The sequence below is a fragment of the Desulfosoma profundi genome (assembly GCF_055387865.1).
This window is the reverse complement of sequence record NZ_AP042420.1, coordinates 1,433,830-1,447,480: the sequence shown is the minus strand read 5'-3', so window position 1 is coordinate 1,447,480 and position 13,651 is coordinate 1,433,830. Positions and strand designations below refer to the sequence as shown.

The following is a 13,651-nucleotide window of genomic DNA, read 5'->3' as shown; positions in this document are numbered from 1 at the left end:
GAAGGAAAAGCGAGGGTTAGACGTCCTTCAAAGGGAGCCGAGCCATGAAAAGGCCCACATTCCCGAAAGCTTTCCTGTGGCTTTATGCGTTCTTGGTGGCGGGCTGCGCCGTGAATCCCGTGACCCACGAAAGCCAGTTATCACTCATGAGCCCGCAGCAGGAGGTGGCCACCGGACAAGAGCTGTACCCTGTGTACACCCAAATGTCTTATGGCCTTTTTCAGGATCCCGTCGTGCAAGATTATGTCCAAACGGTGGGCAAACGCCTGGCCGCCGTCAGCCATCGTCCCAACATGCCTTATGAATTCAACGTGGTGAACGGGTCTGAAATGAACGCCTACGCCCTTCCGGGCGGAAAGATATCCGTCACCCGCGGCATGCTGACCAAACTCCACAATGAAGCGCAACTCGCGGCGGTCTTGGCCCATGAAATCGGACACGTCTCGGCGATGCATCACGCCGCATTCTACACCCGCCAAACGGTGGCGGGACTGCTCATGGGCATCGGATCGTCCATTTTGCAAGCCTCAGGGATCAGCGGCGCCGACCTGATCTCTCAAGCAGGGCTCTTGGCAGCGAACCTGGTTCTCATGAAATACAGTCGGGATCAAGAACGCCAGGCGGACGAATTGGGTATGGAATACATGGTGCGCGCCCGGTATAACCCTGCCGGCTATGTGCAAACCATGGCCATGCTTGAGGAGGAAGGGAAAAGGCAGCCGTCGCTTTTGGAGAGCTTCTTTTCCAGCCATCCGCTGACGACGGAACGCATTATGGCTTCGAACCAACGGTTGGAAAAATACGGCTCGGAACTGCGCACCCCGGAGGCGCTTCGACAGGGTCCGTTTCAAGAACGGACGGAATATCTTCGCCAGGTGGCTCCCGCCTACGCTCTGATGGATGCAGCCAAGGAAGAACTTTCCAAAGGAAATGGTTCCCGGGCCCTCTCACTCCTGAAACAGGCGACCAGTCAAGCTCCACGGGAAGCCCTCATTTGGGTCTATCGTGCGGTGGCGGAAAAAAAAGCTGGGAACGAAACCGAAGCGATTGCCGCGGCGCGCCGTGCGGTGGATCTTTACCCGGAGATGTATCACGCTCGGTACGTCGCCGGCGTGATTTTGTTTGAAGAGCGCAGACACCAAGAAAGCCTGGAACAGCTCAGCGCAGCCAACAAGATCGTTGCCGACCAGCCCTCGGTCATCTTTTACATGGGGCGCAACTGGGAAGCCATGGGTCAGAGGGACCGGGCGGCCCGCGCCTACTACGCGGTCCTCAAAAAGGTGCAAAAAGGCCCCATGGCTCAGTACTGTTACCAGCGTTTGGTCTCCTGGGGATATTTGCGTTAAAGATTGTTCAACACGGCCATGGCGTGATCGATTTCTTCGTCCGTCGTACACCAGTGAGGCGCCAGTCGTAAGTAGCCTGCCCGTGCCGAAACGAACACAGCCTTTTGCGCCGCTTCCTTCATGACCGCTTCCGGCGGTCGGTGGCTCAAAACGGACAGGATGCCCGATCGGTGGACCTGCGGGAACAGCACAGGGGTGTAGCGGTTGGGATCGAGGGATTGGAGGATTCGATCCTGAAGTCGGAAAATTTCTTGCTGAATCCTCTCTATCCCCACGGGCAGGACGGCGGATTTGAGGCTTGCGGCGAGAGCGGCCGCGAGAATGGTCGGGGATGTGCTGTATTCAAAGCGGCGGGCGCTCACGTGGGGATTCCAGCTGTGGTTGAGATAATCCTCGCCCTGGACCATGCATTCCGCGCCGACGAGAACGTCGCTGAGTTTTTTCCTGAATGCTTCCGCAGTGTAAAAAATCCCCGTGCCTGTGGGGCCGAAAAGCCATTTCCATCCGGAAGCCGCCAGAGCCGAGATATGCCAACGTTCCGGTTCAATCACGAGGCTTCCGAGACTCTGCGCCGCATCGACCACGAGATCGATCCCGTGATCCTTGCAGTAGTTTCCAAGTTCCTCCAAATCCGCTGCAAAACCGCTGGTAAACTGGACATGGCTGACGGCGATCATCCTCGTGCGATGGGTGGTCAGGCGGCGAACGTCCTCCATGCTCCAACCGCACGGACGCCCTTGTGAACAACGAAGCCCCACGGGCCGATCCGGCAAAAGGATAAGCCGTACGCCTCTCTTTTCCTGAAGCCGCCAGGGATAGTGGTTCGCGGGGTATTCATGAATGTAGCTGAGGATTTCATCGCCCTCCTCAAAGGGATAACCGTTGGCGATCATGCCCATGGCTTCCGATGTATTTTTGACGAAAGCCACATTTTCCGGGCTCGTTTTCAGGAGCTCGGCCGCAGCAGCGCGCAGCTCTTCCAGCGCATGTCGATAGGCATTCAGACCAAAACCGCCCCGCCGCATCTGGTGCGCGGAAACGTCCATGATCGCCTCATAGGACGGCCTCGGCATGGGGGACACGGCGCAATGAGCCAGGAAGACGCCTTCATTCTTAACGGGGAAAAGTTCAGGAGTTTTGGCAATCATCATCCACCATCCTTTCCTCAATGGAGCGCCTGATGGGGTGTTGCTTCCACGGATACCCGCTTTCCACCATGCCACTTTTTTTGCCCCTCCGCCACTGCGCAATGGCAGAGGGATGATCGGCGGTCCATTGACGTGCCATGGGTCGTTGGTTAGTAGAAGACAAATGACCGAAGGTGCTTCGGCGCGGCAAAATAAGGAGCATGTCATGAAAAGTCATGTGCACGCAGCGGCCTTTGCTTTAGGGCTTTTGGTTCTGGCGATGTTCTTCGGTTGCGCTTCCACAGGGGGACCGAAAGCTTGGGAACCCGGTGTTCCCCCCGGTCCACACCCGCCCAAAATTGAAGGGGCCTTCGCCGTCTCCTCCATGTGGATGGGCAAAATCTGGGAAATTTACATTGAGGGTTCAGATCCTGACGGGGATATGGACTACATTTGGGCGGAAGTCTCCCAGCTTGGCGGTCACATGTGGGACCAGCACCTGATTCGCCTCAAAGGTCCGGATCAATCGCGGTTCAAGGGGGTCATCACGTTACCCACGCCGTCTTTTCAGTCGCGAAAGATTTGGGAAATCCTCCGGGTGACCCTCCGGATCCGCGACCGTGGGGGACACTACAGCGATCCGGTCACGTTGGAAGTGGAGCTGGGAAAACCCACACAGGAACCCATTCCAGAGTCGTGGCTGGAAGTACGGAAAAAGCGTTTGGGGGTCATCTTCTTTGACTTTGATCTGGACCGGGCGGAAGGCACCACGGATTTCAAATCATGGTAAAGAATGGACAAAGGGCTGAGGTCCTGCCCTTTGTCCAGCGTAGGGCGTTTGATCTGGACTTCTATGTGGCGCGGTGCTCATTCTGGAAATTTGATCGTCACGGTTTCTGCGCCATCGTCCTTGTCGTATTTGACCTTGAGTTCCATGCTACTCTCACGAAGGCCCAGCGCCAGAGTCGATTTGCCTTTCTTCTCTTCCAATCCTACCATATGTTTCAGGATGTCGATCACCTTGGCCCCAATGTGTGCACCCGGGGACCTCAAGGGCGCTTCTCGATATTTCGCGCTTACGGCCACGTTGCCGTCGGCACGCCGCGAAATTTTGATCTTTTCCGCACCCGCGGTGACGCCGTGAAGCACGGCCAGGGCGACCCATTTCAAAGCGGCTTCGTCCTCATCGGGTTCATGGGGAACTTTCGCCATTTCCCTCAGAGGATCCGTGGTGGCGAAGCAGTCACAGAGCTCTTGAACCTTCTGATGTAGGTTACGCTTGTCTTTCATAGCCGAACCTCCCTCCTGTAGGTTTCTGATGTCTTGAAATTAAGACACATGTAAGCCTGATCAAGACGGGGGTTTCAAACTTCAGTGCATAAGGATCTTTCGATCATTCTTCTCGACGCACGGTCACAGAATCGTCGAATTTCTCCGAGCTGCGTCTTGCCGAAGGGGAGTGCCCCATGTTAGCCGAAACGTTAACATGCCCGTGGTTTGTCCAAGAGGGTTTTTCTTGTAGGGTCGGGGTTTGGAAAAGTTTTTCGTCAAAAAAGGAGTCCGTTATGCCGCGCATGCCCTTGGACGTGGACAGTCCCTTGGAGTTTTTGGCGATACTCGATGAAAATGGTGTCGTCGACCCGGTCCTGGAGCCGAATCTTTCGCAAGAGCTGCTTTTGCGGCTTTACCGATTCATGGTGCTGGGTCGGCGCTTTGATGAGCGGATGTTGCAGTTGCAGCGCCAGGGCCGGATTGGGACTTTTGCCCCGATCAAGGGCCAGGAAGCCTCCCAGCTTGGGGCCGTGGCCGCCCTGGAACCTCGGGATTGGATGGTGCCCTGTTTTCGAGAGACGGCGGCACAACTGTGGCGTGGCACGACCATGGAGAGCGTTCTTTTGTACTTCGGCGGTTTTGACGAGGGCGGACGTATTCCCGACGGGCAAAAAGATCTTCCCGTGGCTATCCCTGTTGCTTCACAACTCCTGCATGCCGTTGGGTTGGCCTGGGCGGCCAAATACCGAAAAAGCGACGAGGTGGCCATGACCTTTTTCGGTGACGGGGCCACATCGGAAGGTGATTTTCATGAAGCCCTCAATTTCGCCGCCGTTTACCAGACACCCACCGTCTTTGTGTGTCAAAACAATCAGTGGGCCATTTCCGTGCCTCGATCCAAGCAAACCCGTTCCCGCACTTTGGCGCAGAAGGCTTTGGCCTACGAGATGCCGGGCATTCAGGTGGACGGAAACGACGTGCTCGCCGTCTACACAGCGGCCAAGGAAGCCGTGGATCGGGCTCGACAGGGTGGCGGCCCCACATTCATTGAATGTGTCACCTATCGTATGGCCATGCACACCACGGCGGACGACCCCGGCCGCTACCGTACTCAAGAGGAAGTGGACCAGTGGGCTCGAAAGGACCCCATCGCCAGATTTGAAAAATACCTGACCCAAAAAGGCCTACTCAACCCACCGTTGATGGAAACCTTGGCGCGGGAGGTGGACGCAGAGATTCAGAAAGCTGTCAAGCACTACGAGGAGCTCTCGCGAACCCTAGGAAACCCTCTGGAAATGTTTGACCATCACTTCGAGCAGCTTCCTGGCCATTTAGTGGAACAACGCGAAGAACTGCGGGGATATCTTGAAGACGAACCGGAGGAGGCCCGCCATGCCTAAGATGACCATGGTGCAAGCATTGAATTTGGCGCTGCGTCAAGAGATGGAAAAGGACGATCGCGTCATCGTCATGGGCGAAGATGTGGGAGTCAATGGGGGTGTGTTTCGGGTCACAGAGGGGCTGATCGACCGTTTCGGACCGGAGCGTGTCGTGGATACGCCATTGGCGGAATCGGCCATCGTGGGCACGGCCATCGGCATGGCGGTCTATGGACTACGACCCGTGTGCGAGATCCAGTTTTCCGGTTTCAGCTACCTCAACTTTCATCAGATCGAATGCCACGCTTCGCGGCTGCGTCACCGATCCCAGGGGCGGTTTACCGTCCCGATGGTCATGCGCACCCCGTACGGGGGTGGTGTGCGGGCCTTGGAACATCATTCCGAGAGCCGAGAAGCTTTTTATGCCCACATGCCGGGCCTCAAGATGGTGATCCCCTCCGGCCCGAGAAATGCCCGGGCGCTCCTCGTGAGCGCCATTCGGGATCCGGATCCTGTGATCTTCTTCGAACCCAAAGCGAGCTACCGTGCTTTCCGCGAAGAAGTGCCGGAGGAGGAGGAAACCTTTCCCATCGGCAAATCGGTCCTTGTGCGCGAAGGCCGTCATGTGACCCTTGTGAGCTACGGAGCCATGATGCGGCCGACTCTGGAGGCTGCCGAGCAGCTTCACCAGGACCATGGGATTGAAGCCGAGGTGATCGATCTGCTGACCTTATCGCCTTTGGACGATAGTCTGATGGTGGCTTCGGCCAAAAAGACAGGGCGGGTGGTCCTTGTCCACGAGGCTCCGCGAAGCTACGGCCCCGGAGCGGAGCTGGTCGCGCGATTGGTGGAAAAGGCGTTCTACTATCTGGAAGCGCCGGTGCGCCGTCTCACCGGATTTGACCTCATCATGCCGCTTTTTGCCCGAGAAAAAGCCTACTTGCCCAACGCAACGCGGATCGTGCGTGCGGTCAAAGAAACTCTCCATGCGGCAGCCTGACACGGAGGATCGAAATGGCCAAAGTCTTTCGATTACCCGACTTGGGGGAAGGTATACACGAAGGCGAGATCGTGGAGGTGCTGGTCAAGGGTGGGGAAACTGTCGCGGAAGGCCAGCCTCTGCTTATCGTGGAAACGGACAAAGCCAGTGTGGAGATCCCGTCACCTTTTACCGGGGTGGTCCAGACCGTGCACGTGAAAGCGGGTCAGGTGGTGCGCGTGGGCGATCCCTTGGTGACGATTGTCGAACACGAAAAGCCGTTAGAAATTCCACAGCAGGAAGCCCCATCCGAGCTTCCAGCGCGTGAAGAACCTCCGGTGCGGGCAGGGGAAGCGCTTGCTGTGGCAGCATCTCCGGCAACGCGGCGCCTGGCGAGAGAATTGGGTGTGGATTTACGGAGCGTGCGTCCCAGCGGTCCAGGCGGGCGCGTCACCATGGAAGATGTGCGTCAGGCGGCTGAGGCACTCAAAAAACATGAAAAAGCGGTGGCCGAGCTCAGGGAAGGTGCCCCAGAGGTCAAAGCGGAGCTGCCAGTAGAGAAGGTGGCGCAGATAGAGGTTCGCGAGCCAGTGAGCGTTGAGCCCGTCACACCCGCGGATCGCCGTGTGCCGTTGCGGTCCGTCCGGCGCGTCATCGCCCGCCGTATGGCTGAGTCCTGGGCCAAGGTGCCCCACGTGACCCATCACGAAGGGGTGGATATCACGGATCTGGAACGATTCCGGCAGGCACTGAATACCGAGACGGCCGACGCCGCACAGCACCTTTCCTTCACCCCGTTCCTCATTAAGGCCGTTGTGGCGGTCCTCAAGGAGTTTCCGGCTTTCAACGCCAGACTGGATGAAGAGCGCCAGGAAATCGTCCTGCACGGACAGTTTCATGTGGGTGTTGCCGTGGATTCGCCTCGGGGCCTCGTGGTTCCCGTGCTAAGGGATGCGGACCGAAAGAGCATCACGGAACTGGCCTCTGAACTCAGGCAGGTTGCGCACAAGGCTCGCTCGGGTCAACTCAGCCCGGAAGATATCTCTGGAGGGACCTTCACGGTGACCAATATTGGTCCTTTAGGAGGCCGCGGCTTCACCCCGCTCATCAATTATCCCCAGGTCGCCATTTTGGGTGCCGGCAAAGCGCGGCTCGAACCCGTGGTGGTGGGCACGCTGGAAGAGCATACCATCGCGGTTCGGCTCATCTTGCCCGTGGTCCTTGCTTTTGACCATCGGGTCGTGGACGGGGCGGACGGTGCCCGCTTCGTCAACCGCCTGAAAACGCTCTTGGAAGATCCCAAAAAACTTTTGGTGGCCTTGTAAGTATCGTGAGAGGCTTTTCGTCGAGGATTCATTGCAAGAAGGCCGGAAGGATTCATGCCATGGTGATGGGGGAATTGAGTCAGGAAACGGAAGTGGCGGTGATCGGCGGCGGACCTGGAGGCTATGCGGCGGCTTTTCGCGCTGCCGATTTGGGCCTGGAGGTGACCCTGGTGGAAGCGGAGTCTCGGTGTGGGGGAACGTGCCTTCTCCGGGGCTGCATTCCTTCCAAGGCGCTGCTCCAGACGGCCGAAATCATCTGGGATGCCGCGGAAGCCGCCCGGCGTGGGGTGCTTTTCGACAAGCCGCAATTGGATCTGGAAAAGCTTCGAAGCTGGAAGGACGGCATTGTCCAAAAGCTTGCCGCTGGGCTGGAACATCTTGCCACGAAGCGAAACATTCAAATCCTTCGGGGGCGGGCCTTTTTTGAAAACGATCACATGCTGCGCTTGGAAGATTCGGAAGTGACCCACCTCAAATTTCGCCGCGCCGTCATTGCCGTTGGATCTGACCCCATTTCCCTGCCCGGTGTTTCACCGACCCTGGAAGGGCGTATCATGGATTCCACGGGTGCCCTGGCCCTGAAAGAAATCCCGCAGCGGCTTCTTGTGGTCGGGGGAGGTTACATTGGGCTGGAACTGGGTTGTGCCTACGCCGTTTTTGGGAGTCGTGTCACGCTGGTGCATCGAGGGGACAGGATCTTGGGAGGCGTGGACGACGATCTGGTGCGTCCTCTGGCGAAAAGAATCGGCACCCTTTTTGAATCCGTACGGCTGGAAACACAGGTGATGGAACTGCGGGAAGAAGAGGACTTCGTGGAAGCCGTTCTTCAAGGCCCTGCGGGAGCGGTTCGGGAGCGGTTCGATCGCGTGCTGATCGCCATCGGCCGGGCTCCCAGAAGCCGCGGGATAGGCTTGGAAAACACGTCCGTTGTCGTCGACGATGGTGGCTTCATTGCGGTGGATGACCAGCGCCGCACCTCAGTTCCTCATATCTACGCGGTGGGCGATGTGGCGGGCCAGCCCATGCTGGCCCATAAAGCCATGCGAGAAGGCAAGGTGGCGGCCGAGGCCGTTGCGGGAATGCCTTCAGCCTATGATGTCCAGGCGGTGCCGGCCGTGGTCTATACCGACCCGCAAATCGCCTGGGCCGGATTGACAGAAAACGAAGCCCTTCGAAAAAACATTCCCGTGAAAATCGCGCGGTTTCCATGGGGAGCCTCCGGACGGGCGCTCACCATGGGCGCGGCCGACGGTCTGACGAAAATCCTCTTCGATCCCGATTCCGGCCGCCTTCTGGGCATGGGCATCGTGGGTCGAGGTGCCGAAACCATGATCGCCGAGGGGGTTTTGGCCATCGAGATGGGCGCTTCGGCCGAAGATGTGGCCCTCACGGTCCATGCCCATCCCACGCTGTCGGAAACTGAAGGCGAAGCGGCAGAGGTTTTTTTGGGCAGTGCCACGCACCTTTACGTGCCTCGTGTGGCCGAGGGAAAGGGCAAACATCCATAAATTTCGGCGGGAGCGGGCGAGATGATTCCCCAGGTCGAAAACGGACCCCCACAAGGGGTGCTCCAGCAGGGATCGTGTCTTTGTGGAGGCCCGCACAATGCGAGGATCGGCATGCCCGCCTCGCCACGGATTTCAACGGACGAGAGAGGTGGGAAAATTTCAGAGATGCCCGATCGAAAGAGGCCTTCGTGCCCACGGCATAGATGACCAACGGAGCACACGGCGGATGAGTCCTGGCGGCCAGGTACCCATGATAACCGACAGGGTGTGCGAGAAAGGCCAGGTCCTTTCCGTCCGACAGACTTCCGAGCCGGAAGCGACCCATGGCGGCCATGATCAAACCTTCGGCTGTCCTCTCCGCCACGAAAAAGGGTGGCGAGAATCCGATGAAAAATTCGTCGTGAAGAGCTCAAGACTACAATCTAACAATATCAATAAGTTAAAATTAAAAGCACGCAGGACGACACACGGTGATGTCTTTTTCGGTCGGGGTTGGGGCTGGGACGGGTCCCATGGGCTTGACATCATGTCCTGCCAGTTGGAGTCCCATGGGATTTCCAGGTTGGGAGGCCAGGTGAGCCTGCCGCGAACGTGGACGACCAAAAACCCAGGTGGACTCGGCCGGCCCATTATAAGGCTCGAAATGCATCCGCCTGGACTTGGGTCACGCCGGCCACCTGAAAGCCGGACATGTGGAGGTCTTCAGAAAAGTCGGACGATTTTGCTCATGATACCTTGGATCCAGGAGCGGTCGGGGCGTCGGTGGTGATCAGCCGCAGTCCTTGTGCATCATGGGCGGCCAAGATCATGCCATGTGAGGCCACGCCCATGAGCCGCGCGGGTTTGAGGTTGGCCACCAGGATAACCGTTTTCCCCACCAAATCTTCCGGGGCGTAATGTTCGCCGATGCCGGCCACCACCTGCCGGGTCTCGCCGGTATCGACGAGGAGCCTGACAAGCTTTTTGGACTTGGGCACCCGCTCGGCGGCTTTCACCACGGCCACGCGGAGGTCGAGACGTTGGAAGTCCTCAATCCCGATAAGACCGTCTTGTGAAGCCTTTTCTGCAGCCTGCGCGGTCTCCCGGGCATCGGATGATGACGGGGGTGGAGCGGGTTGCTTTCCAGGGCTTTCAGAGGCTGAGGTTTTTTTCCTCACATCCACCCTTGGGAACAGAGCCTCCCCTTTTTCTACTCGAACGCCTTCGGCCAAACTCCCCCAGACGCCGTCTCGGTGCAGCCGCACGTCCAAAGCCCTCAAACCGATGCCGATCCGGCCGAGCATCTTTTCCGCCGTTTCCGGCATGAACGGCGTGATGAGCACGGCCACGGTCTTATTGACCTCCAAGAGGGTGCGGATTACCCGCTGCAATCGTCCTCGATGTGCGGGATCTTTGGCCAAATCCCACGGGGCTGTGCGATCGACGTACTTGTTGGCCGCGTTGATGACCTCCCACACCGCCATGAGCGCCTTGTGGAAGGCGAGCTGCGGGATTTCATCGGCGTAGAGGCGGATGACCTGCTCGACGTCCGTTCGGAGTGCGGCGTCTTCCGGTTGTTCCGGATCCCCGAAGGAGGGGATGATGCCGCCGAAATACCTCTCGGTCATGGCTAGGGTGCGGCTAAAAAGGTTCCCCAGATCGTTGGCCAGGTCGGCGTTCAGCCGTTGCACGAGGGCCTCTTCGCTGAAATTGGCATCCAGCCCGAAAACCATTTCTCGAAGCAAGAAATAACGAAAGGCATCCAAACCATACGCAGGGGCCAAATCCAAGGGACGGACGACCGTTCCCCGGCTTTTGCTCATCTTTCCTTCGTTGATTTTCCAGTAGCCATGAACGTTTAGATGCCGATAGGGGGCGATGCCTGCGGCTTTAAGCATGGTTGGCCAATAAATGCCGTGGGGTTTGAGAATGTCTTTGGCGATAAGATGTTGCGCGACGGGCCAAAATTTCTGGAAGAGCTCTCCATCGGGGTAACCCAAGGCGGAAACGTAGTTGATCAAGGCATCGAACCACACGTACGTGACAAACCGATCGTCGAACGGCAGCGGAATGCCCCAGCTCAGGCGTTCCCGAGGTCGTGAGATACACAGATCCTCCAAGGGTTCCCGAAGGAAAGCGAGAACCTCATTCTTGTAACGTTCCGGCCGGATAAAATCCGGATTCTCTTCGATGTGGTCGATGAGCCACTGCTGGTAGGCACTCATGCGGAAGAAGTAGTTGGCTTCTTCCCTTTCCACAGGCGGTGTGTCGTGGTCGGGGCATTTGCCGTCCACCAGCTCGCGGTCCGTGATGAACCGTTCGCACCCGACGCAATAGCGCCCACGGTAAGTATCGAAATAGATATCCCCCTGGTCATAGACCTTTTGCAGTATGTACTGGACAACCCGAGTGTGGCGCGGCTCCGTGGTGCGGATAAAGTCGTCGTGGCTGATATTAAGCTTCGGCCATGTTTCCCGGAAAAGACCGCTGATGCGGTCGGCATAGCTCTTGGGATCCATTCCCGCAGCGTCGGCCGCCTGAACGATCTTGTCCCCATGTTCGTCGGTGCCTGTGAGGAAATAGGTGTCATAGCCCATCAGGCGATAAAATCGGTTGAGCACGTCGGCCACGATCGTCGTGTAGGCGTGACCAATGTGGGGTTCCGCGTTGACGTAGTAGATCGGCGTGGTGACATAAAAACGGTTATTCATGCTTTATTCCTCATCTTCCTCGTCCTCGAGACCTTCATCACCGGGTGCATGAGCGCCTGCCTTCGGGTTTTCAGGTTTTGTGTGACGGCCCGGAACAGGTCCGGACGGCGTTTCCGGAAGCGGCCCGTAGGATATGTCCAATTCCTCGCCGCTTTCCAAAAGCACGGTGATGGTGCGATCCATCACGTTTTGACGGATGACTTTTCCTCGACCCTTGGGCGTGTCGACCTTCTTGCCCAGTTTGGGCATTCCCTGCTTGTATTGGCGATAAACGTCATATTCGTATTGGAGGCAGCACATGAGGCGCCCACAGGCACCGGAAATTTTCCCCGGGTTCAGGCTCAGGTTTTGTTCCTTGGCCATCTTGATGGACACGGGATGGAAGTTTCGCAGGAACGTGGCGCAGCACAGAGGTCTTCCGCACGTGCCCAGACCTCCCACCATCTTGGCCTGGTTTCGGACCCCAATTTGGCGCAACTCCACCCGGGTGCGGAAGCGACGCACCAGATCCTTGACCAGCTCCCGAAAATCCACACGGGTTTCCGACGTAAAGTAGAAAATGATCTTGGACCGATCGAAAAAACATTCCACATCCACCAAGTTCATGGGCAGGTTTAATTCCTGAATGCGTTCCAGGCAGAACTTTTCAGCTTCCTCTTCATAACGCATGTTGTCGAAATGTTTTTCGATCTCTTCTGGATTGGCGGGCCTCTCAATGGGCTTGATATCCTTAGGGTGCACATCGGGATTTTTCATGAATGGACCTTCCACAACTTCTCCCAGCCCAATCCCTTGTTCCGTGTGCACCACCACGTAGTCTCCCTTGTGGACATCCCAGTTTCCCGGGTCAAAGTGATAGATTTTTCCTCCCTCTCGGAAACGGATACCGATGACCTTTTCCACCTTCTCCATAAACCACATCCTTGATCTTCAAGCACACGGCTTCCAGCAAAAGCTGTTTGGCTGCGTGCGCCCGATGGTGCTGGACGGCCGTTTCAAGCACATCGAGAATGTGCAGCAGATTTTCGGGATGAAGTTGCCCCCACGGAGCCTTCATGGCTTCAGGACCTGCCGCACCTCTTCGTTCAGGGTCAATGGCCAGTTTGTTCAACAAAACTTCGCGCACGGCGAACTTAATACATTCCAAGTCCTCTTCCAAGTCCTCCGTTTCTTTCACCCATTGGGCCAGGTCCTGGAAAAAATCGATCATGGGGCTGTGGAGGGCTTTTTCCAGCCGGCGCAGTGCGGTATTCATCCGTTCTAAACGGTTTTGACGAACCCATGCCCGGGCGAGTTCCAGGCTCCCAAGGCTCAGGTTCGCGATCCGTGCGGCGGTCTCCGGGTCCACTGACATTTCCCGCTGAAGGATTAAAGCCACCGTGTTCATGGGGAGCGGCCGACATCGGATGTGGCAGCATCGGGATACGATGGTGGGCAGCAGGCTGGATGGTTCAGGGGCCAGGAGGATAAAGAGATTGGACGCGGGAGGTTCTTCCAGGATTTTGAGCAAAGCGTTGGAGGCTTCTTCGGTGAGGTCTTGGCTGTCTTCAATAAGGATCACGCGCCTTTTGGCTTCATAGGGATGAAGCCGGCAGCGGTCTTTGACGGTGCGGATCCGGGCGAGTTTGATGGAGGTCCCCTCTTTACCGACGATGAGGACATCGGGATGGACCCCACGTGAGATTTTGGCACAGGCGACGCACCTCTGACAGGCCATATTTGTGGCTTCGAAAAGTCCTTGGGGTATCTGGGCCGAGCCTTCTCGGGAGGGCTCTTCTTCGGAAGATTGGCGAGCAAGAGATGCCTTCCCCAAAACATGGGGCGTGTCGGTTGGCGCTTCACGCGAGATCATAGGAGATTCCAAGCAGTTCACCGCCTTGGCGCATTCCAAAGCGAGAGCCTTTTTGCCGATGCCGGGCATTCCCGTGAAAAGGAGCGCGTGGGGAAGCTTTCCCTTTTGAATCATTCGCGCGAGAAGGCGCTGTGCCTGGGGTTGGGCTGTAAATCCTTCCAGCGCCGTCATAT

11 protein-coding genes are annotated in these 13,651 nt (G+C 57.4%); 6 read left to right on the top strand and 5 right to left on the bottom strand.

From position 1 onward, the window contains the following. Window positions 1-44: 44 nt before the first annotated feature. Window positions 45-1,346, top strand: coding sequence for a M48 family metalloprotease (locus tag ACZ5K9_RS06240; RefSeq protein WP_464273565.1), 1,302 nt, complete (start codon window positions 45-47; stop codon window positions 1,344-1,346). Here the strand turns inward: ACZ5K9_RS06240 and ACZ5K9_RS06235 are convergent. After that, a complete protein-coding gene (locus tag ACZ5K9_RS06235) occupies window positions 1,343-2,497 on the bottom strand; it encodes an aminotransferase class V-fold PLP-dependent enzyme (protein WP_464273564.1) in 1,155 nt (384 codons plus the stop codon). The two genes, ACZ5K9_RS06240 and ACZ5K9_RS06235, sit on opposite strands and share 4 nt — an antisense overlap. 202 nt (window positions 2,498-2,699) lie before the next feature. Between ACZ5K9_RS06235 and ACZ5K9_RS06230 the strand changes: the two genes are divergently transcribed. Next, the gene (locus tag ACZ5K9_RS06230) at window positions 2,700-3,263 is read left to right on the top strand and encodes a hypothetical protein (RefSeq protein WP_464273563.1); all 564 of its coding nucleotides are present in this window, start codon (window positions 2,700-2,702) and stop codon (window positions 3,261-3,263) included. Window positions 3,264-3,340: 77 nt separating this feature from the next. Here the strand turns inward: ACZ5K9_RS06230 and ACZ5K9_RS06225 are convergent, their stop codons facing one another. Continuing rightward, entirely contained in the window at window positions 3,341-3,763 is a 423-nt protein-coding gene (locus tag ACZ5K9_RS06225; protein WP_464273562.1) for a hypothetical protein, read from the bottom strand. Between the two features lie 275 nt (window positions 3,764-4,038). On the opposite strand from ACZ5K9_RS06225, the gene pdhA reads away from it, so the two are divergent. Genes pdhA through lpdA form a run of 4 tightly spaced genes read left to right on the top strand, consistent with a single transcriptional unit; the run spans window position 4,039 to window position 8,936 of the window. Beyond that, entirely contained in the window at window positions 4,039-5,145 is a 1,107-nt protein-coding gene (pdhA, locus tag ACZ5K9_RS06220) for a pyruvate dehydrogenase (acetyl-transferring) E1 component subunit alpha (RefSeq protein WP_464273561.1), read from the top strand. Then, window positions 5,138-6,124: an alpha-ketoacid dehydrogenase subunit beta gene (locus tag ACZ5K9_RS06215; RefSeq protein ID WP_464273560.1), complete on the top strand. Its 987-nt coding sequence runs from the start codon at window positions 5,138-5,140 to the stop codon at window positions 6,122-6,124. Before pdhA ends, ACZ5K9_RS06215 begins: the two co-directional genes overlap by 8 nt. A 14-nt stretch (window positions 6,125-6,138) precedes the next feature. After that, complete coding sequence (locus ACZ5K9_RS06210) at window positions 6,139-7,428, top strand: dihydrolipoamide acetyltransferase family protein (protein ID WP_464273559.1); 1,290 nt, start codon at window positions 6,139-6,141, stop codon at window positions 7,426-7,428. A 59-nt stretch (window positions 7,429-7,487) separates the two neighbouring features. Next, window positions 7,488-8,936 (top strand): dihydrolipoyl dehydrogenase, encoded by a 1,449-nt coding sequence (lpdA, locus tag ACZ5K9_RS06205; RefSeq protein ID WP_464273558.1) that lies wholly within the window; start codon window positions 7,488-7,490, stop codon window positions 8,934-8,936. A 725-nt stretch (window positions 8,937-9,661) separates the two neighbouring features. Here the strand turns inward: lpdA and metG are convergent. The 3 genes from metG to ACZ5K9_RS06190 are packed head-to-tail and all read right to left on the bottom strand — an operon-like array spanning window position 9,662 to window position 13,649. Further along, complete coding sequence (gene metG / locus ACZ5K9_RS06200; RefSeq protein ID WP_464273557.1) at window positions 9,662-11,626, bottom strand: methionine--tRNA ligase; 1,965 nt, start codon at window positions 11,624-11,626, stop codon at window positions 9,662-9,664. A gap of 3 nt (window positions 11,627-11,629) precedes the next feature. Beyond that, a complete protein-coding gene (locus tag ACZ5K9_RS06195) occupies window positions 11,630-12,538 on the bottom strand; it encodes a PSP1 domain-containing protein (protein WP_464273556.1) in 909 nt (302 codons plus the stop codon). Further along, the gene (locus ACZ5K9_RS06190; RefSeq protein ID WP_464273555.1) at window positions 12,474-13,649 is read right to left on the bottom strand and encodes a DNA polymerase III subunit; all 1,176 of its coding nucleotides are present in this window, start codon (window positions 13,647-13,649) and stop codon (window positions 12,474-12,476) included. Before ACZ5K9_RS06190 ends, ACZ5K9_RS06195 begins: the two co-directional genes overlap by 65 nt. Window positions 13,650-13,651 lie beyond the last annotated feature (2 nt).

Bases quoted from the DNA above. Each gene is read 5' to 3' on its own strand.
- ACZ5K9_RS06240 (WP_464273565.1), top strand. From the start codon at position 45: ATGAAAAGGCCCACATTCCCGAAAGCTTTCCTGTGGCTTTATGCGTTC.
- ACZ5K9_RS06235 (WP_464273564.1), bottom strand. From the start codon at position 2,497: ATGATGATTGCCAAAACTCCTGAACTTTTCCCCGTTAAGAATGAAGGC.
- ACZ5K9_RS06230 (WP_464273563.1), top strand. From the start codon at position 2,700: ATGAAAAGTCATGTGCACGCAGCGGCCTTTGCTTTAGGGCTTTTGGTT.
- ACZ5K9_RS06225 (WP_464273562.1), bottom strand. From the start codon at position 3,763: ATGAAAGACAAGCGTAACCTACATCAGAAGGTTCAAGAGCTCTGTGAC.
- pdhA (WP_464273561.1), top strand. From the start codon at position 4,039: ATGCCGCGCATGCCCTTGGACGTGGACAGTCCCTTGGAGTTTTTGGCG.
- ACZ5K9_RS06215 (WP_464273560.1), top strand. From the start codon at position 5,138: ATGCCTAAGATGACCATGGTGCAAGCATTGAATTTGGCGCTGCGTCAA.
- ACZ5K9_RS06210 (WP_464273559.1), top strand. From the start codon at position 6,139: ATGGCCAAAGTCTTTCGATTACCCGACTTGGGGGAAGGTATACACGAA.
- lpdA (WP_464273558.1), top strand. From the start codon at position 7,488: ATGGTGATGGGGGAATTGAGTCAGGAAACGGAAGTGGCGGTGATCGGC.
- metG (WP_464273557.1), bottom strand. From the start codon at position 11,626: ATGAATAACCGTTTTTATGTCACCACGCCGATCTACTACGTCAACGCG.
- ACZ5K9_RS06195 (WP_464273556.1), bottom strand. From the start codon at position 12,538: ATGGAGAAGGTGGAAAAGGTCATCGGTATCCGTTTCCGAGAGGGAGGA.
- ACZ5K9_RS06190 (WP_464273555.1), bottom strand. From the start codon at position 13,649: ATGACGGCGCTGGAAGGATTTACAGCCCAACCCCAGGCACAGCGCCTT.